Origin of the sequence: Sphingomonas sp., assembly GCF_964263785.1 — a bacterium.
GTDB lineage: Bacteria > Pseudomonadota > Alphaproteobacteria > Sphingomonadales > Sphingomonadaceae > Sphingomonas.
The window spans coordinates 1-25873 of the sequence record NZ_CAXVWL010000067.1 but is presented as its reverse complement, the minus strand read 5'-3'; the positions used below and the strand labels follow the sequence as shown (position 1 = coordinate 25873).

Below are 25873 nucleotides of genomic sequence, written 5' to 3'. Positions count from 1 at the left end.
ATCCTGGCGGGGCAATTGTCGGCGGTCCACGACGTCTCCGACGGCGGCGTCGCGGTGGCGATCGCCGAGATGGCGCTCGCCGGCAACATCGGCGCCATGATCGACAGGAAGCAGCCGCACGACTGTGCCCGCTCCTTCTTCGCCGAGGACCAAGGAGTCTACATCGTCACCTGCGACGACCACGCCATGCTCGACTTCCTCGCTGCGGCTCATGCCGCCCGGGTGGAGGTTGAGCCTCTCGGCCGCACCGGCGGCAGGCGGCTGATCTTCGAACGTCCCGACCGTGACGACGTGGTCGCGCTCGACACGCTGCGGGAGGCGCACGAGGGCTTCTTCCCCAAGCTGATGGGCGAAGACGCTGCACTCGCGTAGAACGGCGGTTCAGACGGCATCAACCGAGGAAGGGGACCGCGTCCAGAGCCTCGACGTCCTGCGCGGCATTGCGGTGATGGGCATCCTCGTCGCCAACCTGCCCGCCTTTGGCCTGCCCGAGTCCTCCTACTTCTCGCCGCTCGCCTGGGGTGGCACCGCGCCGGCGGACATCGCGGCCTGGTTCGCCACCTTTGTCCTGGTCGAAGGCAAGATGCGCGGGCTGTTCGCGCTGCTGTTCGGCGCCTCGACCCTGCTCATTGTCGAGCGCGCGGACGCCGCTGGGCTGAGCGGTGCCGCCGTACATTACCGGCGAATGGGTGTCCTGTTCGTCATCGGCTGCCTCCACCTCTACGGTCTGTGGCGGGGCGATATCCTGGCGCATTACGCGCTGTGCGGCGCCATCGCCTTTCTGTTTGTCGGCCTGCCCGTCCGCTGGCTCGTCGCCGTGGCAGTGCTGTTCGCCGTGTGGGATGCGATGCAGGGCTTCGGGTTATGGGCTGTCGTGCAGGACGCGCAAACCCATCCGGGTTCAGGCAGCCGCGGGCTCCTCGCCGGCTTCGCTCGCGGGTTCGGTGTGCCACCCGCCGCGGAGATCGCGCGCGAGCTGGCAGCCTATCGTGGCAGCTATGGCGACGTGCTGGCATACCGTTGGCAGGAAGCGCCTAGCCCGGTCCAGCTGCTGCTCTTCCTCGGCCCGGAAACGCTCGCGACCATGCTGCTCGGCATGGCGGGGCTGAAATCGGGGTTCCTCACCGGCACCTGGCCACGCGCGCGCTACGCGCGCTGGGCCGCCGTGACGCTCGGCCTGTCGCTCCCGGTCTACATCGCCGCCGCGATCCACACCGCTCGGAGCGGCTTCGCGCTGGCCGACGTCGTATTGGGTGCGATGACCTTGGCCGCACCGCTGCGCAACATCGCCGTCGTCGGCTATGCCGCCCTTGGCGTCCTGCTGCTGCGGCCCGGCGGCTGGCTGACGCTCCGCGTCTCCGCGGCGGGACTGGCCGCGTTCACCAATTATCTCGGCACCACGCTGGTGATGACGACGATCTTCTACGGCTACGGCCTGGGGCTGTTCGGTCAATGGTCGCGCGCGCAGCTCTACCTGCTCGTGCCGTTCGCCTGGATGGCCATGCTGGCCTGGTCGCGGCCGTGGCTGGCACGGCACCGATACGGCCCGATGGAATGGCTGTGGCGATCGCTCGCGCGGTGGCGTGTGGAACCTTTGCGAACCGGCTAGGCGCGCCCGAATTGCCCCGGACGGCGACCGAAGCCGCCCACGCCGGCGTTCACGACCGGGCGGCGCTCGACGATCGGGTTCGCCTCGCGCTCCAGCAGCGCCAGCGTCGCTTCGAACAGCGGCCGCAGCCGCGCGACATGCTCCATGGCCTCTTCGGGCGTGTCGTGGGTCTCGACGCAGTCGCGCGCGATGCCCTCGATCACTTCCGCCAGATCGGCGAGCGGCTCGGCCCCGAACTGGCGCGATTCGCCTTTCAGCGTGTGCGCGGGCAGCACCATCGCGGCGGCACTGCCGCTGCGCATCGCCGCCTCGATCGAGGCGACCGATTTCACGCCATCCTCGCGGAAATAGCCCAAAATCCGCACGAACCCCGCTCCCAGCAGGCTGCGCGCCTGGGTGAAGGCGGTCCAATCGACCAGAGTGCTGCCTTCGAACGACACGGCGTAAACCCTCCTCCTGCCCGGCGCGTCATGCCGGATAGGTTCGCCATCCCATCTACGCCCGCCGGGTAAACTTTGTGTTGCCGCCCTGCGGTCCGTCGGCATCGAACGGGTTTTTCGGCGCGCGCAGCGTCAGCCGCACCGGCACCGCGCCGAAGCCCAATTCCTTGCGCATCGAATTGACCAGATAGCGTTCGTAGCTCGCGGGAAGCTGATCGACCCGGGTGCCGAAGATCACGAAACTCGGCGGGCGGGACTTCACCTGCGTCACGTAGCGCATCTTGATCCGCTTGCCGCCGGGCGCGGGCGGCGGATTCGCCTCGATCGCGCGTTCGAACCAGCGGTTGAGCTCGCCGGTGCCGACTCGCTTCGACCACGCCTCGCGGGTGTCGAACGCGGCCTGGATCAGCTGGTCGATGCCCTTGCCGGTCGCGCCCGACACGGTCATCACCGTCACGCCCTTGACCTGGCTCAGCCCGTCCTCGAGCGCGCGCTTGACGCCGTTGAACAGCGACGACGCGTTCTCCGCCACGTCCCACTTGTTGAGCGCGATGACGAGCGCCCGGCCTTCCTCGAGTACCCGGTCGGCGATCCGAAGATCCTGCGCTTCGAGCCCCAGCGTCGCGTCCAGCAGCAGCACGACGACTTCCGCAAAATCGACTGCGTGAAGCGCATCGGCGACCGACATCTTTTCCAGCTTGTCCTGCACCTTGGCGCGCTTGCGCATCCCCGCGGTGTCGATCAGCCGCACCTGGCGCACGCCGCCCTTCGGATCGGGCCAGTCCCAGTCGATCGAGATCGAATCGCGGGTGATTCCCGCCTCGGGCCCGGTAATCATCCGCTCCTCGCCGAGCATCCGGTTGACCAAAGTCGACTTGCCCGCATTGGGACGCCCGACGATCGCCAGTTTTAGGATCGCGTCGGGGCTCTCGTCCTCCTCCTCGTCGGGAACGGGCTCGATATCGATGAACGGCTGGAGTGCCTCGAACAGGTCGCCGATGCCCTCGCCGTGTTCCGCCGAGATCTGCACCGGATCGCCGAAGCCGAGCGCCAGCGCCTCCAGTACGCCCTGCTCGCCCGCGCGACCCTCCACTTTGTTGCAGGCAAGCACGATCGGGGTGGTCGATCCGCGCAGCCAGCGGCCGATCTCCTGGTCCATCGGCACCACGCCCGCGCGCGCATCGAGCAGGAACAGCGCGACGTCGGCATCGGCGACCGCGCTCTCGGTCTGGCGGCGCATCCGGCCGGGGAGTGTCTGCGGATCCTGATCCTCGTAGCCCGCGGTGTCCATCACCCGGAAATCGACCCCGAGCAGATGCGCGTCGCCCTCGCGCCGGTCCCGCGTGACGCCGGGACGGTCGTCGACCAGCGCCAGCTTCTTGCCGACCAGGCGGTTGAACAGCGTCGACTTGCCGACATTGGGACGGCCGATGATCGCGACGACGGGGAGCTTTGGCATGGTTGGCGCTTTCTATTCAGATCACGCCATACCACTTCCGTTCGCCCTGAGCGAAGTCGAAGGGCACGCCCGACCAAGGTGCTTCGACTGCGCTCAGCACGAACGGGGATGTGGGGTGAAGACGGCTTCTCGATCGCTCACCGATACGCCGAAATCCGCCCCTTCTGGTCCAGCACATACAGCGTCGAATTCGCCACGATCGGCGGCAATGCGAACGGCGTACCCGTCTCCACCGTCGACTGTACCGCGCCGTCGCCCGGGTTGACGTAGACGATGTTGCCACGCGAGTTGGTCAGCACCAGCCGCCCACCCGCCAGCACCGGGCCGTACCAGGTCACCGGATCGGATTTCTTCTTCTCGTTCTTGTAATGCGCCAGCTGCGCGATCCAGCGCGCCTTGCCGTTGGTGCGCGCCAGGCACACGAGCCGCGCATCGTCGGTGACGACGAACAGCCATTCGCCCGCGATCCACGGCGTCGCGATGCCGGCGAAATTCTGCTCCCACAGCCGCTGCCCGGTGGACAGCTCGAGCGCGACCATCCGCCCACCCTGCCCGACCGCATAGACCCGGCCATTGTCGATCACCGGCGCGGCGTCGATATCGGCAAGGCTGGAGACCGACGTCGTGATCGACGTCCGCGACAGCGCGTCCTGCCACAGCACGCGGCCGTTCTCGTAGCGATAGGCGTTGAGCTCGCCGCTGGAGAAACCCGCGACCACCGATCCTGCGCTCGCCGCCGGCGCCGCGACCCCGAACACGCCCTGCGATTCCAGCGTCGCCGATGCGCTCCACTGCACCTTGCCGTCGGCCTGCCCGATCGCGAACAGCTGGTTGTCCTGGCTCAGCGCATAGACGTTGCCGTTCGCCACCGTCGGCGCGCCGCGCAAGGGGCCGCCCGGCTTGACTCGCCACTCGACCTTGCCGTCCGCGGCAGCCAGCGCGACCACGTCGCCCAGGCCATCGGTCGCATAGACATGGCCGTCGTCGTAGCTCACCCCGCCGCCGAAGCGCGCCGGGCGGTTGTCGTCGCCTTCGGGCAGCTTGGCGGTCCACAGCATCGCGCCGGTGTCGGCGGCAAAGGCGTGGACGGTCGCATCGACGTCGATCACGAACAGCTTGTTCTCCGCGACGACCGGCGCCGCCGCCAGCCGCTCGCGGTTCGACCCGCCGTTGATCGACGCGCTCCAGGCGCGCGCGGGTGCCGCGGCCAGCGCCAGTTGCCCGTTCGACTTGGCCGCATTGCCGCCCGGCTGCGCCCAGGCGTCGTTGGCGGCGGGCGCGGGCAGCAGCACCTGGACGTCGGCGATCGCCTTGTCGGTCTCGACCGCATTTTCCGACAGGAGGATCGGCACGCGGTTGCCGACGGTCGGCGTGCGCTTCGGGCCGCCCTTGAACACGCCGCACGCGCTCAGCGCGACGAGCGCCGCGACCGCGACGGGGCCGCGCAACTGCTTGATCATCGGGTCGTTCCCTGGTTTGCGGGCGCCGCGGCGGTGCCGGATGCCCGGGCGTTCATGGCGCTTGCCATCTGAACCGCGCGTTGACGCAGCGTTTCGGGCACGTTGCTGTCTGCGGCGATCCGCGCGAACATCTGCCCCGCATCCGCACGACGGCCCATCTTCAGATAAGCCGCGGCGACGAGCTCGCCCGCGCTGCCCAGCCATGCCCCGCCGGGCACCGCCAGTGGACGCAGCCGGTCGACGACGACCTGTGGCTTCAAGGCGTCGAATTCGGCGACGGTCTGGCGGATGAGCGCCAGGTCGCGAAACGGCTGCGCGACCGCGGCATCGCCCGCGACCGACGCGAACTTGGCGATCGCGCCCTTGGTGTCCTTCTTCTCCAGCAGGATATCGGCCTGGGTGAAGGTGGCGAGCGCACGGTATCCGGCGTTTCGCGACTGCGCGAGCGTCGACAGCGGCGCGCCCGCAGCGGCGGTGTTGCCCGCCGCCAACGACTGGTACGCCGATTGCAGCTGCTCGCCCTCGACGCCCGCCGCCACGGTCCGGCGGTGCTGCCAATAGAGCCAGCCGCCGAACGCCGCGAGGCCCACGACGATCGCAACCAGCACCCACAGGCCCCATTGCCGCCAGAACCGCGCGGCGCGGTCGCGGCGCAGTTCCTCGTCGACTTCGCGGAAGAAGGCTTCGTTGTTCGCAGGTGTGACGGCCAAGAGTGGCTCCGGACTTGAAAGCGCGCAGCCTTAGCCGCGCCGGTGCGAAAACGGAAGCCGGGTCAGGATTTCGCCGCGTAGGTCTGGTCGGCGGTCGGAAAACTGCGGTCGCGCACTTCGCCGGCATATGTCTGCGCCGCAGCGGAGATGCGCGCCGCCAGATCGTCGTAGCACTTCACGAAGCGCGCGGTGCGCTCGAACATGCCCAGCATGTCCTCGGCGACCAGCACCTGTCCATCGCAATCGGCCGACGCGCCGATGCCGATCGTCGGGCAGGAGACGGTGCGGGTGATCTCGATCGCGATCCCCTCGACGACCCCCTCGATCACGATCGCGAACGCGCCCGCTTCGTCGAGCGCGCGCGCGTCCGCCACGATCTTCTCGGCCTCCGCCGCGGTACGCCCGCGCGCGCCATAGCCGCCGAGCGTGTTCACCGCCTGCGGGGTCAACCCGACATGCCCCATCACGGGGATGCCGCGTTCGGACAGGAAGCGCACCGTCGCCGCCATCGCCGCCCCGCCCTCCAGCTTCACCGCCGCCGCGCCGGTCTGCTTGAGCAGATACGCCGCGCTCTCGAACGCCTTCTCGGGGGATGCCTCGTAGCTGCCGAACGGCATGTCGATCACGACCACCGCATGATAGCTGCCCCGCACCACCGCCGCGCCGTGCGCCGCCATCATCTCCAGCGTGACGGGCACGGTCGAGGGCAGGCCGTAGATCACCTGCCCCAGGCTGTCGCCGACCAGCAGCAGGTCGCAATGCGGATCGAGCAACTGCGCGGTCCGCACCGTATAGGCGGTGAGCATGACGAGCGGCGTCGCCCCCTTCTGCCGCCGGATCGCGGGCACGGTCAGCCGCTTCAATGGCGCGGGCGTGGGGTTGGCGCGGCTGGTGCCGGTATCGAGGGTGTAGGTGGTCGACATGCAGCGGCTTCTAGCGCGCGCGCCTCACCCGATCCACCCGCGCCGCGCCGCGTGGCCCGCAAGCCAAATCTCGAAGACGCAGATCAGCGCGATCACGATCGGGAAGGCGGTGGCGGTGACCACGCCCTTCACTGCGATCAGATCGGTCGCGACGAACGTCCACCCGAACATGATGATGACCCCCACGAGCGACACGACGTAGACGGGTCGCGCGACCCGCCGCCGCAGCGCAAGCAGCACACTGCCGATCAGCCCGCTCCACACCGCGATGCCATAGACGGGCGCGTACCAGACCGGCCATGCGTCGTAGAGCTTGCGGTCATACGGGTCCATGGTCGCACGGATGCTGTCCAGGAAGCTGGCGTGAAAGCCTAGGACGCCGACGATACCCCACAAGATCAGCACGACGACCGCGATCCAGAACCAGATGGGTGCGCGCGTGCGTGCCATGATGTGATCCTCCCTGAGGGCCAAGTGACTCAGCGAATCGTCAAACGCAAGTGCCGCCACTCGTGGTCTCTGGCACAACGATAACGCAATTCCGCTCGCCCTGAGCGAAGTCGAAGGGCACGCCCGATCAAAGTGTTTCGACTGCGCTCAGCACGAACGGAGTTGGCAAGCGGCCCGTGATCTAATCGGTCCCGAACAGCGCCGCATACCGCGCCGGATCGAACCCCACCTCCACCCCATCCCCATGCACCAGCACCGGCCGCCTGATCGCCGAAGGATTCGCAATCATCAGCACGATCGCCCGATCCCGGTCGAGCCCCGCCTTCGCGGCCTCGGGCAGCTTGCGAAATGTCGTGCCCGCCCGATTGAGCAACCGCTCCCAACCGACCCGGTCCGCCCAGTCGCCGAGGATTGCCGCGTCGACGCCCTGCTTACGATAATCGTGGAACGCCACGTCGACCCCGGCCTCCGCCAGCCAGGCGCGTGCCCGCTTCATCGTGTCGCAATTGGCGATGCCGTAGATCGTCGTCATGCCGCCGCCGATAGCGCGCGCACCCGCGCCGCGCTATGCCGCACGCCATGACGCACCCGTTCTACGCCCTCCACAGCCACGGCATGGTCCGCGTCGCCGCCGCCACCCCGCAGGCGAGCGTCGGCGACTGCACCGCCAACGCGCAGGCGACGATCGCGCTCGCCACCCAGGCGCACGCGCGCGGCGTCGACCTCGTCGTCTTCCCCGAGCTCAACCTGACCAGCTACGCGATCGACGATCTCCACCTCCAGACCGCGCAGCAGCAGGCGACGCTCGCCGCGATCGACGCGGTGGCGCAGGCGTCCGCCACCCTCGATCCGGCGCTGCTGGTCGGCGCCGCGCTCCCGCGCAACGGCCGCCTCTACAATTGCGCGCTCGCGGTCCATCGCGGCCGCGTGCTTGGCGTCGTGCCCAAGACCTACCTCCCCAATTACCGCGAATATTACGAAAAACGCTGGTTCGCGAGCGGCGCCGGACTGGCGGGCATGGCGATCCGCATCGGCGACGCCGACGTGCCGTTCGGCACCGACCTGATCTTCGCCGCGGACGACCTGCCCGGCTTCGTCGTCCATGCCGAGATCTGCGAGGATTACTGGTCCCCCACCCCGCCCTCGACGACCGGCGCGCTCGCGGGCGCCCTGATCTGCTGCAATCTGTCCGCCTCGAACATCGTCATCGGCAAGGCGCGCGAGCGGATGATGCTCGCCGCCGCGCAGTCCGCCCGCGGCATCTGCGCCTATGTCTATTCCGCCGCGGGGATCGGCGAGAGCACCACCGACCTCGCCTGGGACGGCCAGGGCTTCGTTCACGAACTCGGCGAATTACTCGCCGAATCGCGCCGATTCTGCCGCGAGGCCGAACTCGTGGTCGCCGACATCGACGTCGAACGCATCGTGCAGGAGCGCACCCGCGTCGGCACCTTCAACGACGCCGTTATGCATGCAGGGCACCCCGAGACCCGCTTCCGCCGCATAGGCTTCACCCACGCCGCGCCGACCCGCGATATCGGCGTGGAGCGCAGCATCCGCCGCTTCCCCTTCGTCCCCAACACGCCCGAAAAGCGCGACGCCGATTGCTTCGAGGCGTTCAACATCCAGGTTGAGGGACTCGCCAAACGCGTGACCGCGGCGGGCGCGAAGCGGCTCGTCATCGGCGTGTCCGGCGGGCTCGATTCGACCCACGCGCTGATCGTCGCCGTCAAGGCGATGGACCGGCTCGCGCGGCCGCGCACCAATATCCTGGGCTTCACCATGCCGGGCTTCGCGACCGGCGCGGACACGAAGGCCAACGCTTGGGCGCTGATGCGCGCGCTCGGCATCACGGGGCAGGAGATCGACATCCGCCCCGCCGCCACGCACATGCTCCAGGACCTCGGCCACCCTTTCGCGAACGGCCAACCCGCGTACGACATCACCTTCGAAAACGTCCAGGCCGGGCTGCGCACCGACTATCTCTTCCGCCTGGCCAACCAGCGCGAGGGGCTCGTCGTCGGCACCGGCGACCTGTCCGAACTCGCGCTCGGCTGGTGCACCTACGGCGTCGGCGACCAGATGAGCCATTACGGCGTCAATGCGGGCGTGCCCAAGACGCTGATCCAGTTCCTGATCCGCTGGTGCATCCGCACGGACCAGTATGACATAACTACAGATACTATTCTCGACGCGATCCTCGCGACCGAAATCTCGCCCGAACTCGTTCCCGCCGATGCCGACGGCGCGATCCAGAGCACCCAAAGCAAGGTCGGGCCCTATGCGCTCAATGATTTCTTCGCGCATTACGTCATCCGCCACGGCCTCGCGCCATCGAAGATCGCATTCCTCGCCTGGCATGCCTGGGGCGACGTGGACGCCGGAGGCTGGCCCGAGGATGTCCCGGATGCCGACCGTGTCGCCTACGACCTGCCCACCATCCGCCATTGGCTGGAGCGCTTCCTCCACCGCTTCTTCGCGACCAGCCAGTTCAAACGGTCGGCGATGCCCAACGGCCCCAAGGTGTCCGCGGGCGGCGCGCTCTCTCCGCGGGGCGACTGGCGCGCGCCCTCAGATGGCAATTCCGCCACATGGCTCGACGAATTGCGGCGGAACGTGCCGTGACGGCTACACTAATGTTGCATCGGGCGCGCAACGCGCGCAAATGACGCGATGATGACACGTCCTCACCCGGATGGATCGCGCGACCTCCGGATCGAGGATCCTTCGAACCTCTGGCTGATCCACCCCGCGGGTCGCGCATTGCTCCCGCATGCGGTGGCGCTCGGCATTTCCGCGAACGCGGTGTCGGTTGCCGGGCTGCTGCTCGGCGGCGGCGCGGCGGCGTGCTTCGCGCGCTGGAGCGACTGGCGCTTCGTCGTCCTCGGCCTCCTGCTCGCGGTCGGCTGGCTGATCGCCGACGGGCTCGACGGCATGATCGCGCGCGCCACCGGCACCGCCAGCCCGCTCGGCCGCATGCTCGACGGGCTGTGCGACCACGGCGTCTTTGTCCTGATCTACGTCACCCTCGCGCTCAGTCTGGGCACTGTTCAGGGCTGGGCGCTCGCGGTCGCGGCCGGCGTCGCGCACGCGGTGCAATCGAGCCTGTACGAGGGCGAGCGCGCCCGCTTCCATCGCCGCGCGCGCGGGATCGCGCAGCCCGCATTGCCTGCGGTGCAGGGCAATGCGTTGGTCCGCCTGTACGACATCTTTGCGACCAGCCTCGACCGTGTCGCGTTGCGCTTCGAACGCCGCATGGCGCGCGCCGAGGATCCGGCCTCCTTCGGGCAGACCTACGCCCGCGCCGCCGCCCCGGCGATGAAGTGGATGGCCTGGCTCACCGCCAACGTCCGGGTCGAGGCGATCGCGATCGCCTGCCTCCTCGGCGATCCGCAGCTCTTCTGGGGGTTCGAGATCGTCGTCCTTTCCGCTATCGCCGCGATCACCATCGCGCGTCACCGCGCCGTCGAGCGGCGGCTTGCGGGCGATACATCTTTCCTCGCGGCCGGTGGTCGGATCGCGGGCATCATCACTACCAAGGAACAGGGTCACCGATGAACAGCAGCATCCGGATCGCCGTCATCGGCATCGGCAACTGCGCGAGCTCGCTCGTACAGGGCTTGGAGCATTACCGCGAAGGCACCAACGACGTCATCGGCCTGATGCACTGGGAAGTCGGCGGCTATCGCCCCTGCGACATCAAGGTCGTCGCGGCGTGGGACGTCGATGCGCGCAAGGTCGGCCGCGATGTGTCCGAGGCGATCTTCGCCAAGCCCAATTGCACCCAGGTGTTCGCCGCCAACGTCCCCGCCACCGGCACGATCGTGCGCATGGGCAAGGTGCTCGACGGCGTCGCCGAGCATATGGCCGACTTCAACGAAGACCGTACCTTCGTCGTCGCCAACGACCAGCAGCCGACCAAGGAGCAGGTCATCGCCGAGCTGAAGGCGACCGGCGCCGACGTACTGATGAACTATTTGCCCGTGGGGTCTCAGGAAGCGACCGAATTTTATGCCGAATGCGCGCTCGAAGCCGGCGTCGCGTTCGTCAACAACATCCCCGTCTTCATCGCCTCCAACCCGGTCTGGGCGAAGCGGTTCGAGGATGCCGGGGTGCCGATCATCGGCGACGACATCAAGGCGCAACTGGGCGCGACGATCGTTCACCGCGTGCTGACCGACCTGTTCGCCAAGCGCGGCGTCAAGCTGGAGCGGACCTATCAGCTCAACACCGGCGGCAACACCGACTTCCTCAACATGTCCAACCACAAGCGGCTGGCGTCCAAGAAAATTTCCAAGACCGAAGCCGTCCAGTCGGTCGCCGCCGAGCGGCTCGACGACGACAATGTCCACATCGGGCCGTCGGATTATGTGCCCTGGCAGAACGACAACAAGGTGTGCTTCCTGCGCATGGAAGGCACGATGTTCGGCGGGGTGCCGATGAACCTCGAGCTGCGCTTGTCGGTCGAGGACTCGCCGAACAGCGCGGGGGTCGCGATCGACATGATCCGCTGCGCCAAGATCGCCAGCGACCGCGGGCTGAAAGGCGTCGTCGATCCCGCGAGCGCGTATTTCTGCAAGCACCCGCGCACCCAGATGACCGACGATCTCGCCAAGGTCGCGGTGGAAGACTTCATCAGGGCCGCGTGACGCGATGATCGACACCGCGGTGATCCTTGCCGCCGGCGAAGGCAGCCGGCTGCGGGGATCGGCGGCGTCCAAGCCATTGTGCCCGGTGGGGGGGCGGCCGCTGATCGACCATGCGCTGAGCAATCTGGCGCAGGCGGGCATCCGCCGCGTCGTGCTGGTGCTCGGCTACCGCGGCGAGGAGGTCGCCGCGCATCTGGCGTCACGCACGCAGCCGGTCGCGATCGACATCGCCTGGTCCGACCCCCGCCTGCCCAACGGCGTCTCCGTCCTCGCCGCCGCGCCGCTCGTCGGCGACCGGCCGGCGTTGCTGCTGATGTGCGACCACCTTGTCGACCCCGCGCTCTACGCCCGCGTCGCCGCGGCGGGCGCGGGCACGGGCGTCACGCTGGGCATCGACCGGCGGTTGGGACACGCCTGGGTCGACCCCCTCGACGTCACCTGCGTCGCCACGCGGGGAACGCGCATCGTCGCCATCGGCAAGGGCCTGGAGCCCCACGATTGCTACGACACCGGCGTCTTCGCGATCGGCCCGAAATTGTTCGCCGCCCTCGCCCCGCTGGACGCACCCTCGCTGACCGAAGGCGTCCGCATCCTCGCCGCGACCGGCGATGCGGCAGTGGTGGATTGCAGCGATCTCGACTGGATCGACGTCGACGACGCGCCTGCGCTGGCCAAGGCGGAGGGCTGGCGTGCGGCTCTGGCGGCCTGATATGCCAGCTTGTAACGCTCTTCAGGCTAACATGGCGCATCGTTGGACATGGCTGCTCTTGTGAAAGCCATCATTTCGCCTGAGGCTTCAGCAATTCGAAATGGCACCTTCGAGGGTCAGCAGTTCCAATAGTTGATATGACCCCGGCTCCAATTCCCGCCGCCGCCAATATCGCCACGATGTTGCGAAAGTTTCGCAAACTTCTACGTTTTCCTCCTTCAAGAATTAACTGACCCGACCACTCTGCATCGGTCCTATAATGATTAACGGCATCGCTGTCGTTCAGAGAGAGATACTCTCTTAATTCACCGTGATAAATGGTATAACGACGATTGACCCTAAATCTCCTGATTTGCTCAGACCAGACCAGGGCGATCCACGCGCCGCACATCGCGAGACACATGAGTGACAACGACCAGTACAGTGGTGTGACACAGACATACCGTGTCGAACTGAGAAGCTGTGTAACTTCGAAGGCGATAACGCCACCACTCGCCAAAAGCATCAAGCGTGCTTGCTCTATTTCTAAAGTGACGGAGGCGTCGTCATCTGTATCTACGCCGGGTAGGTGCTGCTCGCGCAGGTACTTCGCAATGTCACGATGAGCTGTCTCTCGAGCGTCGATCCGAGGAATCGATGGCGTCGGCGAGGGTAGTGTCGGGGATGGCGTCGTCATAAGCGCCACGTATCAGCGATGGCAGATCAACGGCCATCCCAAAAATCGATGCTGTAGGCAGCTCACCACATAAGCAGTCTATACGCCGGCACGCTGCCAAGGCAGGCCCATGCTCCGGCCTCCCCCTCCTCTGCTTCAAGATCCGCAGTCGCGGCAGACGTCGTGTCGATGCCGGGAGGGTGCGCGTTCACGCGTCAACCAGTGTCAACGTTCCCGGTTCGCTGCTGGAGATCCACGTGACAACCAGTGTCAACGTCGCGTGCCCGATCGGCCGCGCGATCACCGCCGTCCACCCGTCCACCCGTGTCAACGTCCGCACGTTGACGCCACCTCGCCGAACCCCGCGCACGCGTCAACCAGTGTCAACGCCTACGCCTCCGCACGGCCCTCAGGCGCTTCGCCGGAAGCGCGCCTCGCCCGCGATCATGTCGAGCACCGCGCCGCCCTCCACCGGACGGCTGAACAGATAGCCCTGAATGCTGCCGCAGCCCTGCCCGCGCAATTGCGTCAGCTGGCCCTCCTCCTCCACCCCTTCCGCGGTGGTATCCATGTGGAGGGCCTTGGCGAGGTCGACGATGACCTTGACGATCGCCGCGGCGCTCGGATCGTCGGCGATCGCCATCACGAACGAGCGGTCGATCTTGATCTTGTCGAACGGGAAACTGCGCAGGTAGCTGAGCGACGAATAGCCGGTGCCGAAATCGTCGAGCGCCACTCGGATGCCCATCTCGCGCAACCGGTGGAGCAGCGCAACGACGTTTGCCTCGCCGTCGAGGAATACCGATTCGGTGATCTCGATTTCGAGCCGCGCCGGGGTGATGCCGCTACGCGCCAAGGCCTGTAGCACGATCGCCTGGAACCCCGAATTGCGGAACTGAATCGGCGACACGTTGACCGCGACGCGGACATGCTCGGGCCAGTCGCGCGCCTGGCGGCAGGCCTGGTGCATCACCCATTCGCCGATGGCGACGATCAGGCCGGTGTCCTCGGCGACGGAGATGAACTCGATCGGCGGCACCAGCCCGCGGGTCGGATGGTGCCAGCGCAGCAGCGCCTCGAACCCGCCGATCCGCTCGCGGCCGAGATCGTAGATCGGCTGGAAATTGAGCGCGAACTGGCCGGTGCGGATCGCCTCGCGCAGGTCGAGCTCGAGCTGGTGGCGCCGCCGCGCGGCCTCGTCCAGCGCCGGTTCGAAAAAGCGGAAGCACCCGCGTCCGTCCTGCTTGGCGCGGTACAGCGCCAGGTCGGCGTTCTTGAGCAGCATTTCGGCATCCTCGCCGTCGGCGGGGCCGATCGCGATGCCCGTGCTCACCCCCGCCGGGATCAGGCTGCCCGCGACGACGACGGGATCGCGCAGCGCGTCGCTGATCGCCTGCGCCATTGCGCGCGGACGGTCGTCGTCGAAGCGCCCGCTCAGCACGATCGCGAATTCGTCGCCGCCCAGCCGTGCGACCATGCCGTCGGGCGCCACGCCGTGCAGGATGCCGGCAACCACCCGCAGCAGCGCGTCCCCGGCCGGATGCCCCAAGGTGTCGTTGACCCCCTTGAACCCGTCGAGATCTAGGCACAGCACCGCCACCCGCTCGTCGGTCCGCGGCGCGCGTGCGACCGCCTGCTCCAGGGTCTGGCGGAACGCGGTGCGATTGGGCAGCCCGGTCAGCGCGTCGTGAAACGCCAGATGCGTGATCCGGTGTTCGCGCTCGACGATACCGGCCGACATCCGGTTGAAGCTGTGCGCGAGACGGCCGATCTCGTCATCGCCGACCGCGATCACCTCGGTGCGTGTGCCGTCTTCCAGCGCGCGGGCGGCAGCATCCAGTGCAGCGATCGGCCCCGCGATTCCCGCCGCCAATCGGCGGCTGCCGAGAATCATCAGAATGAGGCCCAGGAGCCCCGCGAGCCCGATGCCGATCTGGAGCGGCAGGTACGGCGCCATCGCGGCGTCGAGGGGATAGCGGATCAGGATCGCCGCTTCGGGCGGGCCGTTCAACCCGGCCAGTGGCTTGGCGACCGCGAACGCGCGGCCCTGTCGCAGCGCGATCGTGGTCGGCACCCGCGTGCCGGTGGCGTTGTCGACCAGGGTGTCGATCGCGGCACCGCCGATGCTGCCCTCGGCGCCGATCCAATGCGCGCCCCGGCGCTTGAGCATCGTTGCGATGACGGGGATGGCGGACAGTTTCTCCAAGGCGCGCATCTCACGCCCGTCCAGGCGGGCCGCGAAGACCACCCATCCGATTGCCGTCGGCGCCAGGATCGGCGTCGTGACCAGGCGATAGACGGCGCCGTCCGCCTCGGTCACCGCATCGCGCTGCCCGTCTGCCGCGGCGTGCGCCAGCCGCGTGGTGACCGCGTCCATCCCGCCGACGCTGCCGATGCGCTCTCCGTCAAGCCCGACGACCGCCGCCGCCGACACCCCGGCGCGCGCGCGCAGGTTGTAAAGCGCCGAATCGATCGTGGCCCTGTCGCCGCTCGCCACCGCTGCGCGAAAGCCGAAATCGCGCGCCAGCACGTCGGCCGATGCGCTCAACGATTGCGCCCTGAGCGCCCACAGCCGATCGTACACCGTTGCGCTCGTCTCGAGTTCGGCGGTCACGCTGGCGCGGGCGTGATTCCAGATCATCGCCTGCGCCACGACCGCGACGACGACCAGCGCAGCGGCGAACAGCGCGGCGTACAGGACCGCGAGCCGCGCCTTGAGCGTGCGAAAGCGGAGCGTCCGGCGCATCACCGGCCGATCGAGACCGTTGTCGCGAAGCCCGCCGCGGGCACCGTAGCGGCCTGCGCCAAGGTGTTGCTCGCGCTGCGGATCGTGGGGTGCCACACCCGGATCGTCACCGCGCCCGGCGGCACCCCGTCGAAGCGCACGTGACCGCCCGCGTCGGCCTGGCTCGCGAACGGGGTCGCGGTGACATAGACGAAGCCGCTCATCCGGTCGTGAATGTTGCAACCCAGCGCGACGACGCCGGGCTTGTCGAACACGACGCTACGCGTGTCCTCGCGGCCGTACAGCTTCAGGTCGAACGCCTTGGGCTTGGAAAAGGAATAGACGTGGTGACGGACGCGGTCGCGGTTGGGAAAAGCCACCGTCGCACCGACGGGCACGATCAGGACGTGCGGCTGGAACGCGATGTCGCGCTGCTCGATCGCATACGAGCCGCGTACCTGCGCCACCCCGCCGCGTGCGCTCTCCACCGTGATGACAGCGCCGGCCAGCGGCTTGCCGTCGCTGCCACGCACGTCGATCGTGACAGCCGCTGCCTGGGCAACACCCGGAACCAACAGCGCGACGAGCGGGAGAAGGCAACGCAGAACCATGCGGTCCGCCTACCGCCCGACGGTTGCGACCGCGTAAACTAGGGCTTCATTGTATGAAAACCATATCCGGCGATAGCGGCGCCGACGCGACGACCGACGCGTCGATCGGACGGGGTTTGCAGGTGGCGGCAGGAAGGTTCATCGGATTGGCATTGCTGGCGCTGGCGTCCACCGCGGCGCAGGCGGGCGAGCGGCGCGCGGGCGGCAAGCTGCTGCTCACCGACGGCGTCACCAGCGTCGAAGGCGCTGCGGGCGGCGGATTGGCGACCTGGGCGCTGATCGCGGGCAACGAAACCGACGCGGGGATCGGCGGCACCGCCCACGTCACCGTCGTGGCGTTGCCCGACTTCGATCTGGAGAGCTACGGCGCTGCGCTCGGCCTCTTCGACCGGGTCGAATTGTCCTACGCCCACCAGAGTTTCGATACCCGTGCCGCCGGCGCAGCGCTGGGTCTCGGCCGCGGCTACACCTTTGCCCAGCATATCCTGGGCGCCAAGGTCCGGCTGATCGGCGACGCGGTCTGGGACCAGGACACGCTGCTGCCGCAGATCGCGCTCGGCGTGCAGCACAAGATCGCCGACGGCGGATGGCTGGGCAGGCCGCTGCTGAAAGCGCTCGGCGCGCGCGAAACCAAGGGCACCGACCTCTACGTCGCCGCCACCAAGGTGCTGCTCGCCCGCAGCCTGGTTGTCGACGGAACGGTCCGCTTCACCAAGGCCAACCAATTGGGACTGCTCGGCTTCGGCGGCGACAGGCAGGCCAAGCGCACCGCGCAGTTCGAGGGGTCGGCGGGCATGCTGCTGACCCGGCGGCTGCTGGTCGGCGGCGAGTATCGCACCAAGCCCGACAATCTGGCGTTCGCGCAGGAAGACGACAGCTACGACCTGTTCGCCGCTTGGGCCTTCGGTCGCAATGTGTCGCTGACCGCAGCCTATGCCGACCTCGGCGACATTGCCACCATCAAGCGTCAGCGCGGGGCTTTCCTGTCGCTTCAGGGCGCATTCTGAAAGACCGACGATGATCCTGACACTGATCCTTCTGCTGGCACAGCTTCCGCAGGGTGAAGAGCCGGTGGCGCCCTACGCGCAGGCGAACGCGAACGCCGGAGCCCGCCCGTTCGCCGGCGATGCGATGTTCCGCGCCTTTCACGGCCAAGCCGGGGTCGACCGAATCGTCGACGATTTCATCGCACGCAACGTGGACGACGCGCGGATCGGCGACATCTTCAAGGGGCAGGACTTCGTCCGCCTTCACCGGGTGTTGAAGGAGCATTTCTGCTACGTCCTCGGCGGCGGCTGCGCCTACACAGGCCGCACGATGAAGGACGCGCACAAGGACATGGGGCTGCAAGCCGCCGACATGGGTGCGCTCGTCGAAAACCTGCAGGCGGCGATGCGCGCCGAGGGTGTGCCCTTCGCCGCGCAGAACCGATTGCTGGCCAAGCTCGCGCCGATCAAGCGGGACGTCGTGGAGCGGTAACGCCTACCCAGCCAATGCCAGCGGCGGGGTCTGCTGGTGCTGGACCACGCGCCATTCCTCGTGGCTCAAGCGCCGGTAGGTCGAGGTGCAATGCGCCTGATACGTCTCGCCGTCGCGCTCGGCCTTTGCATGATAGGCGACGACGATCAGGCCTTCCTGCGGGCGAGACACACGGCGTTCGGTCAGATCCGCCGTCGCCCAGCGCGGAGTGTGCGTCACCGCTTCGATCGCCTCCGATCCACCCATCACGAACGGCGGCGCGGGGAGCACCATCAGGCATTCGTCGTCGATCTTTTCCTGATAGTTCAGCGCATCGCCGGTCCACAGGCTCTCCTCGAAGGCCCACACGCGTTCGTCGTCCATTCACCATCTCCCGTTCGGCAAGTGAACCGGCGGCAACGGGAAACGATCCACTTCAGTTCTGCGCGAACTTGTCCTCGCGTCGCCGCCCGAGCAGCATCGCGCGCTCCAGCCGGACACACAGCGCGGCGTAATAATCCTCCAGGAAGCCACGGTCGTCACCATCGTCGGCGAGCCCCGCCTTGCCGCGGATCGTCCACGCCACGGTCGAGATCGCCTCTTCGCGACCCGTCCTCAGCACGTCCTCCAGCGCCTGGAGCTCGTAGATGCCGTACAGGTCGAGCGCGGCGTCGGGGAACACGCGCCGCTGCCGCGCGACGACGCCCAAGTCGTCCCCCAGCTCGCCGCGAACGGCGCGCACCACCCATGTCCCCGCGACGACATCGCCCAGCCGCAGCCGGTCGCTGTTGAACAGCGGAAAGAACAGAAACTGCCCGCTCCACAGCAGCGCGAAGATCACCAGGAACGCATCCGCCGACCCCTGCGACGTCTGGTAGCCCAGAAACGACAAGGGCAGGAACACTTCGACCTCGCGCATCGCATTGCGCGCGATCACCGCAGCCCCGGTCAGCCGCTTGCCGTCGCGCGCGACGACGCGCAGGCCCATCAGCCGCTTGCCCGGGGTCGCACCCCTGCTCCCCATCTCGAACAGCGCGAACCAGCCGTTGCGAAGCAGGAAGAAACCGAGCAGCCACAGGATCGCCAACACTCCGCCCTTCGACTGGGGTGGAATGGCATAGGCGATCGCTACCGTCATCGCGACCAGCAGCGCCAGCATGGTCAGCGCGTCGAGCACGAACGCGCCCGCGCGCGCGCCACCTGCGCCGAGTTCTAGCTGCAGGTCGACGCCTTCGGGCGTGACGAAGCTGCGCCGGCTTGATCGCGGGCCGGCGGCGCGCCTACGCCAAAGCGGCCGCATCGCGGTCCCTTCGCGGCAGATAGAAATACGTCAGCCAGCCGACCAGCATCGCCGCGCCGATTAGGTAGCGCGGCCCGTCGCCCATCACCGTCTGCCGCCCGATCCCCTCCAACAGTCCGGCGACTGCCAGCATCACCACCGCGCCGGCCATCACGGCCGCCGCCTGCCGCCCCGCCGCGACCGCCGCGTCGCTGCGCGAGGCGCGTCCCGGAAAGGCGATCGCGGTGCCGATCCGGAACCCCGCCGCGCCGGCAAGCGAGATGGCGAACAGCTCGGTCGTGCCGTGGATCGCGATCCACCCCATGAAACCGACGCCCAGCCCCTTGCCCGCAAACACCGCCCACAGCGCGCCCAACATCAAGCCGTTGTAGACGAGCAGCAATGCGGTCGGGGTCGCGAAGGCGAAACCAAGCGCGAACGAGAAGATCGCGACTTGCGCATTGTTGGTGAACAGCGCGGTCGCGAAGGTCGCGAGCATCTCTTCCTTCTTGGTATAGATCGTTGCGCGCAGCCGCTCCGCAGACGCGGTCGGATCGCGGCCGCTCGCCAGCGAGTCGGGCATGATCGCGTAGAACCACGTCGGGTCGCCGCGCACGATGAGATAGCCCGCAAGTATGCCGACCGCGAGCAGCGTGAAGGCTGCCAGAGTCTCGCGCCATAGCCCTTGCACCGCCTCCGGCCAGCCGCGGCGGAAGAACTGGCCGATCGCGCGCATGGGCGAGGTCGGCGGGCCGTAGAGCAGGAAGTACGCGCGGGTGCTCAATTGCTCCAGATATGCGACAAGCGCACGATCGAGCGACGTCGCGCGCGCCAGCGACAGCGACGACAGCGTCGAGCGATAGAGTTGCGGCAGCGCCAGCAGATCGTCGTCGTCGAGCGCGCGGATCGAGCGCTTCTCGACTCGCGTGACGAGGCGTTCGAGCCGCACCCAATTCGCCTCATGCGCCGCGCGGAAGCGGGTGGCGTTGACCGGCGAGGCGGTGCCCTGCACCATGGCCGTCATTGGGGCGCGGTCACAGCAGGTTCCTTCGCTTGAGATCGACGTACGCCGCGACCAGCCGGTCGCCAACCCGGTCGTGCTCGGCCTCGACCACGTGGACGCCCAGATGCTTGAGGCGGGTCAGCACCACCCAGCGGTCGCGCAACAGCCCCGCAGCGGTCACCGCGCGGGTGACGTCGTCGGCATCCACCGGCGGGCGGTCGACGATCGCCTCCAGCTCCTCATCGCGCAGCACGACGACCATCAGCAGGTGCGTCTCGACCAGCCGCGATACCGCGCGAACCAGGAAATCGGCCGACGTCAGGTCGGTAAATTCGGTGAACAGCACGATCATCGACCGCCGAGTCAGCCGCGCGGCGAGCGTCGTCAGCGCGAAAGTGTAGTTGCTCTCGTCGGCCCCGTAGTCGATACGCGCCGCCAGCCGCTGGAGCTCGGCGAACGCCCCCGCCCCCGACACCAGCCCGCTGGCGATCCGCGGCCGCGAGTCGAAGGCGTGCAGCGCGACCCGGTCGCCGAGCTTCAGCGCGACCCATGCAGCGAGCAGCATCGCCGACACCGCCCGATCGACCCGCGGCAGCCCCGCGACCGGATCGGACATCTGCCGCCCGCAATCGACCGCGAAGACCACCTGCTCGTTGCGCTCGGTGCGGAACTCCTTTGCGTGGAGCTTGCTATGGCGAGCCGATTGCTTCCAGTCGATCGCGCGGCGATCCATGCCGGATCGGAACTCGACGAGCGATTCGAAGTCGGTGCCGTCGCCGCGGTCGATCTGCGCCATCAGCCCTTGCAGCGCATGACGACGGAAGATCTCCGCGCCGCGGTTCTGCACCGGACGGATGTCGGGCAGGATCGGGAAAGTAACGCCGGTGTCGATCGTCCGCTGCTTCCACACCAGCCCCAGATTCCCGCGCCAGCGCAGCCAGACCCGCTCGACGCTTGCGGTCCCGCGTCGGATCGCGGTCACGGGCAGCAGCGCCGCACCGCGACCCGCGGTGAGCGCCATCCAGCTTCGCCCGTCATCCTCGGCGACGAGCAACGGATGCGCCGCCAGCGCGATCTCGACCCGCGACGGTGCGCTCGGCACGGTTACGTCGAGCGTCAGGTCGAGCGTCTCTCCCACGCTGGCGCTCGCGGGCGCGCTCAGCGTCACGGTCGCACTGCGTGCGCCGGTCAGCGCGTCGAAGGCGCACAGCAACAGCACCGCCGCAGGCCAAGCCAGCCCCGCATACCAGGCCTGCGGCACGACCACGCCGACGAGCAGCGCCAGCGGCACGCCCGCCGCCGCCGCCAGCACCGCCGCTCGCGTTGGGTAAGTCGCAGCTTTGGATGTCAACGCGGCGCCTCGATCGCCTCGATGATGGCGGCGACCACGTCCTCGATCGCGCGCCCGTCGATCTCGGCGGCGGGCGACAGGATCAGCCGGTGACGCAGCAGCGCGGGCGCCAGCGCCTTCACGTCGTCGGGAATCACGAAGTCGCGCCCGTCGAGCGCCGCCCGCGCCCGCGCCGCGCCCGCCAGCATCGCGCCTGCGCGGGGGGATGCGCCGCTCTCCAGATCGGCGACGTCGCGAGTCGCGCGGACGAGGGCGGCGATATAGTCGATCACCTCGTCGACCAGCCGCACGCTGGTGACGCATGCCACTGCCGCATCGAGCGCGGCCGCATCGCAGCGTGGCTCGACTCCCCAATCCTGCGGGTCCATCGCCGACTGCCGGCTCCCGTGCGAAGCGATGATCCGCCGCTCCTCCTCCGCGCTCGGATAGTCGACGACGTGCTTGAACAGGAACCGGTCGAGCTGCGCCTCGGGCAGCGGATATACCCCCTGCTGCTCGATCGGGTTCTGCGTCGCGACCACGGTGAACCGGTCGCCGAGCGGCAGGCTCTCGCCGTCGATCGTGACGGTGCGCTCCTGCATCGCCTCCAGCAGCGCGGCCTGCGTCTTCGGCGGCGTCCGGTTGATCTCGTCGGCCAGCAGCAGGTCGGTGAAGATCGGACCCTTGGTCAGCGTGAATTGCGATGTCTGGAAATTGAACAGGTTCGCGCCGATGATGTCGCCCGGCATCAGGTCGGGGGTGAATTGGATACGCCGGAAAGCGAGGCCGACGACCCGCGCGAAACTGTGCGCGACCAGCGTCTTCGCGGTCCCGGGAGGCCCCTCCAGCAGGATATGCCCGCCCGCGAACAGCGCGGTCAGCATCATGTCGACCGTGACGTCCTGCCCGACTACCGCCTTGCCGATCTCTTGGCGGATCGTGTCGCCCAGCGCCTTTACGTCGTCCACCGTCACCTGTTCGTCTCCTTGGTCCATTGGTGGAGCGCTTGCGCGGCGTCGACCAACGCGCGGCGATCCTGAGCTTGAGTCGCCGCGGCGGCGAGGTCGGTGAACCGCCCTCGCCCGCGTAGCCGGTCCAAATACTGGTCGAGCGCCGCATCGCGCAGCTTCGCGGGCACTCCAAAGGCGACGACCGCGCGCTCGCGGATCACCTGCGCATAACGGCTGCCCAGCGTCGCCTCACGGCCTGCGCGGCGGACCAGCGCGGCGGCGTTGTCGACCAGTGCGGCCTTGCCGAACGCGATCGCGCGCGGGCGGATACGCGGCGCGCCGAACCGCGCCACCGCCTGCCAGCCGACCAGCAGCAGCGCCGCGGCGATCGCCAGCGTCATCGCCAGGAACGGCGGCGAGAAGGCGAGCTTGAGCGGGCTCGACGAATGGCCGAGCCCGTTCAGCGTCACGTCGAAATACACCGCATCCGCATCGTTGGGCTGAAGATAGTCGAGCAGCTCCAGCGCCGCCCGCGCGCCAGCTTCGCTCGCCATGCCGCGATTGTCGAGCAGGTCGGGGTCCGACAGCACGTAGACCGGGCGGTCGCCGAGCTGCCCCAGCACGATGCGCCCGTCCGCGTCGGTGACGAGCGGCTCGACGCTTGCGCCTGCGAAGGTCTGCAGCGGCTTCGGCGCGGGGAAGCGCATGCCGTATTCGCGCGCGACTCGCGGCACGAGCGGCCGGCCATGGCTGGGTCCGATCGTCACCTTCAACTTGTCGGCCGGCGCCAGCACCCGCTCGGCATTGTCGCGTCCCGCCAAGTCGACGTAATTGACCCAGCCCGCCGTCTCCCGGTCGGGCGTCGTCAGCCATTTGGGCAGGATCACCAGCGTCGGCTTGCCGGTCCGCTGCCCCAGCGCTTCGCTCATATCGACGAAGCCGCTCTCCGGCGTCAGCACCAGCAGCTCGGGCGCGTCGAGCAGCCGCTTGTCGCGGACGATCCTGGGGGAACGTCCGGTCGCCTCGGCCAGCGCCACCAGCCCCGCATAGCCCGTCGCCGCGTTCGACAAGGCATGCGCGCCGCCGTTGCGTCCCGACCTGAGGTCGGGCGCATAGGCCCCCACGATCAGCATGCCGACAAAGCCGATCAGCCCGACCGCGATCATCAGCGCAACGGTGCGCGGCCGGAACGCGCCGTCGCCGCCCACCGGCGCGCCGGCGATGCCGGCGCTTGCAGCGACGTCGCTCACGCCCGCCACGCCCCCGGCAGCGCGAAGTCCGCGTAGGCGGCGCGCGCCTGCGCCCATTGCTCGGCATCGACCGCGCGGCCGCCGAACAGGCTCTCCTCCACCTTGCCCGCGATCCGCGCGAACAGCGCGCGTGCCGACGCGGGCACGCCGGGCGCGGCGGCGAGCTCGCGGCTGGTCAGCGCCGGGCGCACCGCGGCGGGGCGGCGCTTGCGGATGTCCTCGACCGACCGGAACAGCAGCAGGTGGATGGCGTCTGCGAACCGGCCTTCCGCGGCGAGCGCATCGGCCTCCTGCAACCAGGCACGCACCGGCGCTTCGGTCGGCGCCCACTCTTCCTCGACCAGGTCGGCTGTCGCTGCCACTCCTCGCGCGCGCCGTCGCGGCAACCGCCAGACGCCATGGCGAACGCGCTCGTACACCATCGCCAGCAGCGCCGCGGCCGCCAGCGCGATCACCGTCCACAGGATGATCCGCGCGTAGGGCGCATCGGGGATGAAGCCGCCGATCCAGCGCAGGAACCGGCCCACCGGCGCGAACGCGTCGCGCAACCACCGGCCGAGCGCGCGCAGCCATTCGGGCGGCGGCGTGGGCGGCTTGGCGCGCGACAGGACGAATTGGATCGACGCGTCCCCGCGCAACGCCCGATGTGCTTCGGCAAAGCCGTCGCCGCCAACAGTGCGCGCCGCGGCGAAGCGATCGGCTTCCACCGCCGCGGCCTGCACATTGCCCCCGCTCACGCTATCCCCCGGTACACGCGATCTCTTTACGAGCGCGACTGTATCGGAACCGCCCGCGGGCGCAACGCCGATCAGATGTGGATCGGCTTCCCCTGCACCGCCATCGCCGCTTCCTTCAGCGCCTCGGCGTGCGTCGGGTGCGCGTGGCAGGTGTAGGCGATGTCCTCGCTCGTCGCGCCGAACTCCATCGCGATCGCCGCCTCGGCGATCAGCGTGCCTGCGAGCGAGGAAACGATCCACACCCCCAGCACCCGGTCGGACTTCGCGTCGGCGATCACCTTGACGAAGCCGTCGGTGTCGCGGTTGGTCTTGGCGCGGCTGTTGGCGGCGAAGGGAAACTTGCCGACCTTGATCTCGGTTTTCGCGGCGGCGGCCTCCTCGGTCAGCCCGACGCCCGCGATCTCGGGCATCGTGTAGACCACCGACGGGATCACATCGTGGTTCACGATCCCCGTTTGCCCCGCGATGTTCTCCGCCACCGCAACGCCTTCGTCTTCCGCCTTGTGCGCAAGCATCAGGCCCGGGATGCAGTCGCCGATCGCCCACACACCGTCGACTGCGGTGCGGAAATCGTGGGTCGTCTCGACCTGCCCGCGCGCATTGGGAGCAAGCCCGATCGCGTCCAGGTTCAGCCCGTCGAAATTGGGCCGGCGCCCGATCGACACCAGCACCGCGTCGGCGGCGATCGTCTCGGCAGCCCCACCCGCCGCAGGCTCGACCGTAACGGTCGCGGTTTCCCCTTCGACCGTCACGCCGATCACCTTTGTCGACAGCCTGAACTCGAAACCCTGTTTCTTGAACAGCTTGGCGGTTTCCTTTCGCACCTCGCCATCGAAGCCCGGCAAAATCTGATCGACATATTCGACCACCGTGACCTTGGCTCCCAGCCGCCGCCAGACGCTGCCGAGCTCGAGCCCGATCACGCCGCCGCCGATCACCACGAGATGCTCGGGCACCTTGGGCAGCGCCAGTGCGCCGGTGGAGTCGACCACCACCTTCTGATCGATCTCGACGCCGGGAAGCGGCGTGACGACCGATCCGGTCGCGATCACAACGTTCTTCGCGGTGACCGTCTGATCGCCGACCTTGATTGTATGCGCGTCCTGAAACGCCGCGCGGCCCTTCAGCCACGTCACCTTGTTCTTCTTGAACAGGAACTCGATGCCGCCGGTCAGTTCGGTGACCGCCTTGGCCTTTTCCGCGTGCATCTGATCGAGGTTGAGGCTGACACCGGTGAAGTCGACCCCGAACTTGGTCAGGTGCCCGCCCTTGGCCTCCTCGTACAGCTCCGACGCGTGGAGCAGCGCCTTGGACGGGATGCACCCGACATTGAGGCACGTCCCTCCCAGCGTGTCGCGCGCCTCAGCACAAGCGGTCTTCAACCCCAGCTGGGCCGCCCGGATCGCCGCGACGTAGCCGCCAGGTCCGGCACCGATGACAAGGACGTCGTAGTCGTATTCAGCCAT

26 protein-coding genes are annotated in these 25873 nt (G+C 68.3%); 8 read left to right on the top strand and 18 right to left on the bottom strand.

The window, feature by feature from the left end:
- Together ACE5C1_RS09120 and ACE5C1_RS09115 are read left to right on the top strand one after the other, a co-directional pair.
- On the top strand, nucleotides 1-372 hold a 372-nt coding region (locus ACE5C1_RS09120), incomplete at its 5' end, for an AIR synthase-related protein (RefSeq protein ID WP_374943755.1).
- Nucleotides 373-448: 76 nt separating this feature from the next.
- The gene (locus ACE5C1_RS09115; RefSeq protein ID WP_374943754.1) at nucleotides 449-1609 is read left to right on the top strand and encodes a DUF418 domain-containing protein; all 1161 of its coding nucleotides are present in this window, start codon (nucleotides 449-451) and stop codon (nucleotides 1607-1609) included.
- Here ACE5C1_RS09115 and ACE5C1_RS09110 read toward each other — a convergent pair.
- From ACE5C1_RS09110 to ACE5C1_RS09080, 7 genes are all read right to left on the bottom strand, one after another.
- Nucleotides 1606-2049, bottom strand: a complete 444-nt coding sequence (locus tag ACE5C1_RS09110; protein ID WP_374943753.1) for an Hpt domain-containing protein — start codon at nucleotides 2047-2049, stop codon at nucleotides 1606-1608. The two genes, ACE5C1_RS09115 and ACE5C1_RS09110, sit on opposite strands and share 4 nt — an antisense overlap.
- 55 nt (nucleotides 2050-2104) lie before the next feature.
- A complete protein-coding gene (gene der, locus ACE5C1_RS09105; protein ID WP_374943752.1) occupies nucleotides 2105-3508 on the bottom strand; it encodes a ribosome biogenesis GTPase Der in 1404 nt (467 codons plus the stop codon).
- A gap of 137 nt (nucleotides 3509-3645) precedes the next feature.
- A complete protein-coding gene (locus ACE5C1_RS09100) occupies nucleotides 3646-4968 on the bottom strand; it encodes a PQQ-binding-like beta-propeller repeat protein (protein WP_374943751.1) in 1323 nt (440 codons plus the stop codon).
- On the bottom strand, nucleotides 4965-5678 hold the full coding sequence (locus ACE5C1_RS09095) for a tetratricopeptide repeat protein (RefSeq protein WP_374943750.1): 714 nt from the start codon (nucleotides 5676-5678) through the stop codon (nucleotides 4965-4967). The genes ACE5C1_RS09100 and ACE5C1_RS09095 overlap by 4 nt, the downstream gene beginning before the upstream one ends.
- A 62-nt stretch (nucleotides 5679-5740) precedes the next feature.
- Complete coding sequence (gene panB / locus ACE5C1_RS09090; RefSeq protein ID WP_374943749.1) at nucleotides 5741-6601, bottom strand: 3-methyl-2-oxobutanoate hydroxymethyltransferase; 861 nt, start codon at nucleotides 6599-6601, stop codon at nucleotides 5741-5743.
- A 24-nt stretch (nucleotides 6602-6625) separates the two neighbouring features.
- Nucleotides 6626-7051 (bottom strand): hypothetical protein, encoded by a 426-nt coding sequence (locus ACE5C1_RS09085; protein ID WP_374943748.1) that lies wholly within the window; start codon nucleotides 7049-7051, stop codon nucleotides 6626-6628.
- Nucleotides 7052-7232: 181 nt separating this feature from the next.
- Nucleotides 7233-7583 (bottom strand): arsenate reductase, encoded by a 351-nt coding sequence (locus tag ACE5C1_RS09080; protein ID WP_374943747.1) that lies wholly within the window; start codon nucleotides 7581-7583, stop codon nucleotides 7233-7235.
- A 35-nt stretch (nucleotides 7584-7618) separates the two neighbouring features.
- Between ACE5C1_RS09080 and ACE5C1_RS09075 the strand changes: the two genes are divergently transcribed.
- The 4 genes from ACE5C1_RS09075 to ACE5C1_RS09060 are packed head-to-tail and all read left to right on the top strand — an operon-like array spanning nucleotide 7619 to nucleotide 12409.
- Nucleotides 7619-9676 carry an NAD(+) synthase gene (locus ACE5C1_RS09075; protein WP_374943746.1) on the top strand — a complete coding sequence of 686 codons (2058 nt, stop codon included), beginning with the start codon at nucleotides 7619-7621 and terminating at the stop codon, nucleotides 9674-9676.
- Between the two features lie 48 nt (nucleotides 9677-9724).
- Complete coding sequence (locus ACE5C1_RS09070; RefSeq protein WP_374943745.1) at nucleotides 9725-10609, top strand: CDP-alcohol phosphatidyltransferase family protein; 885 nt, start codon at nucleotides 9725-9727, stop codon at nucleotides 10607-10609.
- A complete protein-coding gene (locus tag ACE5C1_RS09065; protein ID WP_374943744.1) occupies nucleotides 10606-11700 on the top strand; it encodes an inositol-3-phosphate synthase in 1095 nt (364 codons plus the stop codon). Before ACE5C1_RS09070 ends, ACE5C1_RS09065 begins: the two co-directional genes overlap by 4 nt.
- A 4-nt stretch (nucleotides 11701-11704) precedes the next feature.
- Nucleotides 11705-12409 carry an NTP transferase domain-containing protein gene (locus tag ACE5C1_RS09060; protein ID WP_374943743.1) on the top strand — a complete coding sequence of 235 codons (705 nt, stop codon included), beginning with the start codon at nucleotides 11705-11707 and terminating at the stop codon, nucleotides 12407-12409.
- A 70-nt stretch (nucleotides 12410-12479) separates the two neighbouring features.
- Here the strand turns inward: ACE5C1_RS09060 and ACE5C1_RS09055 are convergent, their stop codons facing one another.
- The 3 genes from ACE5C1_RS09055 to ACE5C1_RS09045 all read right to left on the bottom strand — a co-directional run bounded on the left by ACE5C1_RS09055 (nucleotide 12480) and on the right by ACE5C1_RS09045 (nucleotide 16400).
- On the bottom strand, nucleotides 12480-13085 hold the full coding sequence (locus ACE5C1_RS09055) for a hypothetical protein (RefSeq protein ID WP_374943742.1): 606 nt from the start codon (nucleotides 13083-13085) through the stop codon (nucleotides 12480-12482).
- Between the two features lie 388 nt (nucleotides 13086-13473).
- Nucleotides 13474-15810, bottom strand: a complete 2337-nt coding sequence (locus tag ACE5C1_RS09050; RefSeq protein WP_374943741.1) for a putative bifunctional diguanylate cyclase/phosphodiesterase — start codon at nucleotides 15808-15810, stop codon at nucleotides 13474-13476.
- Nucleotides 15810-16400, bottom strand: coding sequence for a methylamine utilization protein (locus ACE5C1_RS09045; protein ID WP_374943740.1), 591 nt, complete (start codon nucleotides 16398-16400; stop codon nucleotides 15810-15812). Before ACE5C1_RS09045 ends, ACE5C1_RS09050 begins: the two co-directional genes overlap by 1 nt.
- A 53-nt stretch (nucleotides 16401-16453) precedes the next feature.
- Here ACE5C1_RS09045 and ACE5C1_RS09040 point away from each other — a divergent pair, with 53 nt between their 5' ends.
- Nucleotides 16454-17407 (top strand): DUF3034 family protein, encoded by a 954-nt coding sequence (locus ACE5C1_RS09040; RefSeq protein WP_374943739.1) that lies wholly within the window; start codon nucleotides 16454-16456, stop codon nucleotides 17405-17407.
- 10 nt (nucleotides 17408-17417) lie between these two features.
- Nucleotides 17418-17879 carry a group 1 truncated hemoglobin gene (locus tag ACE5C1_RS09035; protein WP_374943738.1) on the top strand — a complete coding sequence of 154 codons (462 nt, stop codon included), beginning with the start codon at nucleotides 17418-17420 and terminating at the stop codon, nucleotides 17877-17879.
- A 3-nt stretch (nucleotides 17880-17882) separates the two neighbouring features.
- On the opposite strand, the gene ACE5C1_RS09030 is transcribed toward ACE5C1_RS09035, so the two are convergent.
- The 8 genes from ACE5C1_RS09030 to lpdA form a co-directional block, all read right to left on the bottom strand.
- Nucleotides 17883-18242 (bottom strand): DUF4440 domain-containing protein, encoded by a 360-nt coding sequence (locus ACE5C1_RS09030; protein ID WP_374943737.1) that lies wholly within the window; start codon nucleotides 18240-18242, stop codon nucleotides 17883-17885.
- Between the two features lie 52 nt (nucleotides 18243-18294).
- On the bottom strand, nucleotides 18295-19158 hold the full coding sequence (locus ACE5C1_RS09025; RefSeq protein WP_374943736.1) for an RDD family protein: 864 nt from the start codon (nucleotides 19156-19158) through the stop codon (nucleotides 18295-18297).
- The gene (locus tag ACE5C1_RS09020; RefSeq protein ID WP_374943735.1) at nucleotides 19139-20161 is read right to left on the bottom strand and encodes a stage II sporulation protein M; all 1023 of its coding nucleotides are present in this window, start codon (nucleotides 20159-20161) and stop codon (nucleotides 19139-19141) included. The genes ACE5C1_RS09025 and ACE5C1_RS09020 overlap by 20 nt, the downstream gene beginning before the upstream one ends.
- Nucleotides 20162-20171: 10 nt before the next feature.
- Nucleotides 20172-21491, bottom strand: coding sequence for a DUF58 domain-containing protein (locus ACE5C1_RS09015; protein WP_374943734.1), 1320 nt, complete (start codon nucleotides 21489-21491; stop codon nucleotides 20172-20174).
- Nucleotides 21488-22444, bottom strand: a complete 957-nt coding sequence (locus ACE5C1_RS09010) for an AAA family ATPase (RefSeq protein WP_374943733.1) — start codon at nucleotides 22442-22444, stop codon at nucleotides 21488-21490. The genes ACE5C1_RS09015 and ACE5C1_RS09010 overlap by 4 nt, the downstream gene beginning before the upstream one ends.
- On the bottom strand, nucleotides 22441-23670 hold the full coding sequence (locus ACE5C1_RS09005) for a DUF4350 domain-containing protein (RefSeq protein WP_374943732.1): 1230 nt from the start codon (nucleotides 23668-23670) through the stop codon (nucleotides 22441-22443). The genes ACE5C1_RS09010 and ACE5C1_RS09005 overlap by 4 nt, the downstream gene beginning before the upstream one ends.
- Complete coding sequence (locus tag ACE5C1_RS09000) at nucleotides 23667-24407, bottom strand: DUF4129 domain-containing protein (protein ID WP_374943731.1); 741 nt, start codon at nucleotides 24405-24407, stop codon at nucleotides 23667-23669. The genes ACE5C1_RS09005 and ACE5C1_RS09000 overlap by 4 nt, the downstream gene beginning before the upstream one ends.
- 71 nt (nucleotides 24408-24478) lie before the next feature.
- The coding region (gene lpdA / locus ACE5C1_RS08995) for a dihydrolipoyl dehydrogenase (RefSeq protein ID WP_374943730.1) at nucleotides 24479-25873 on the bottom strand (1395 nt) is incomplete at its 5' end.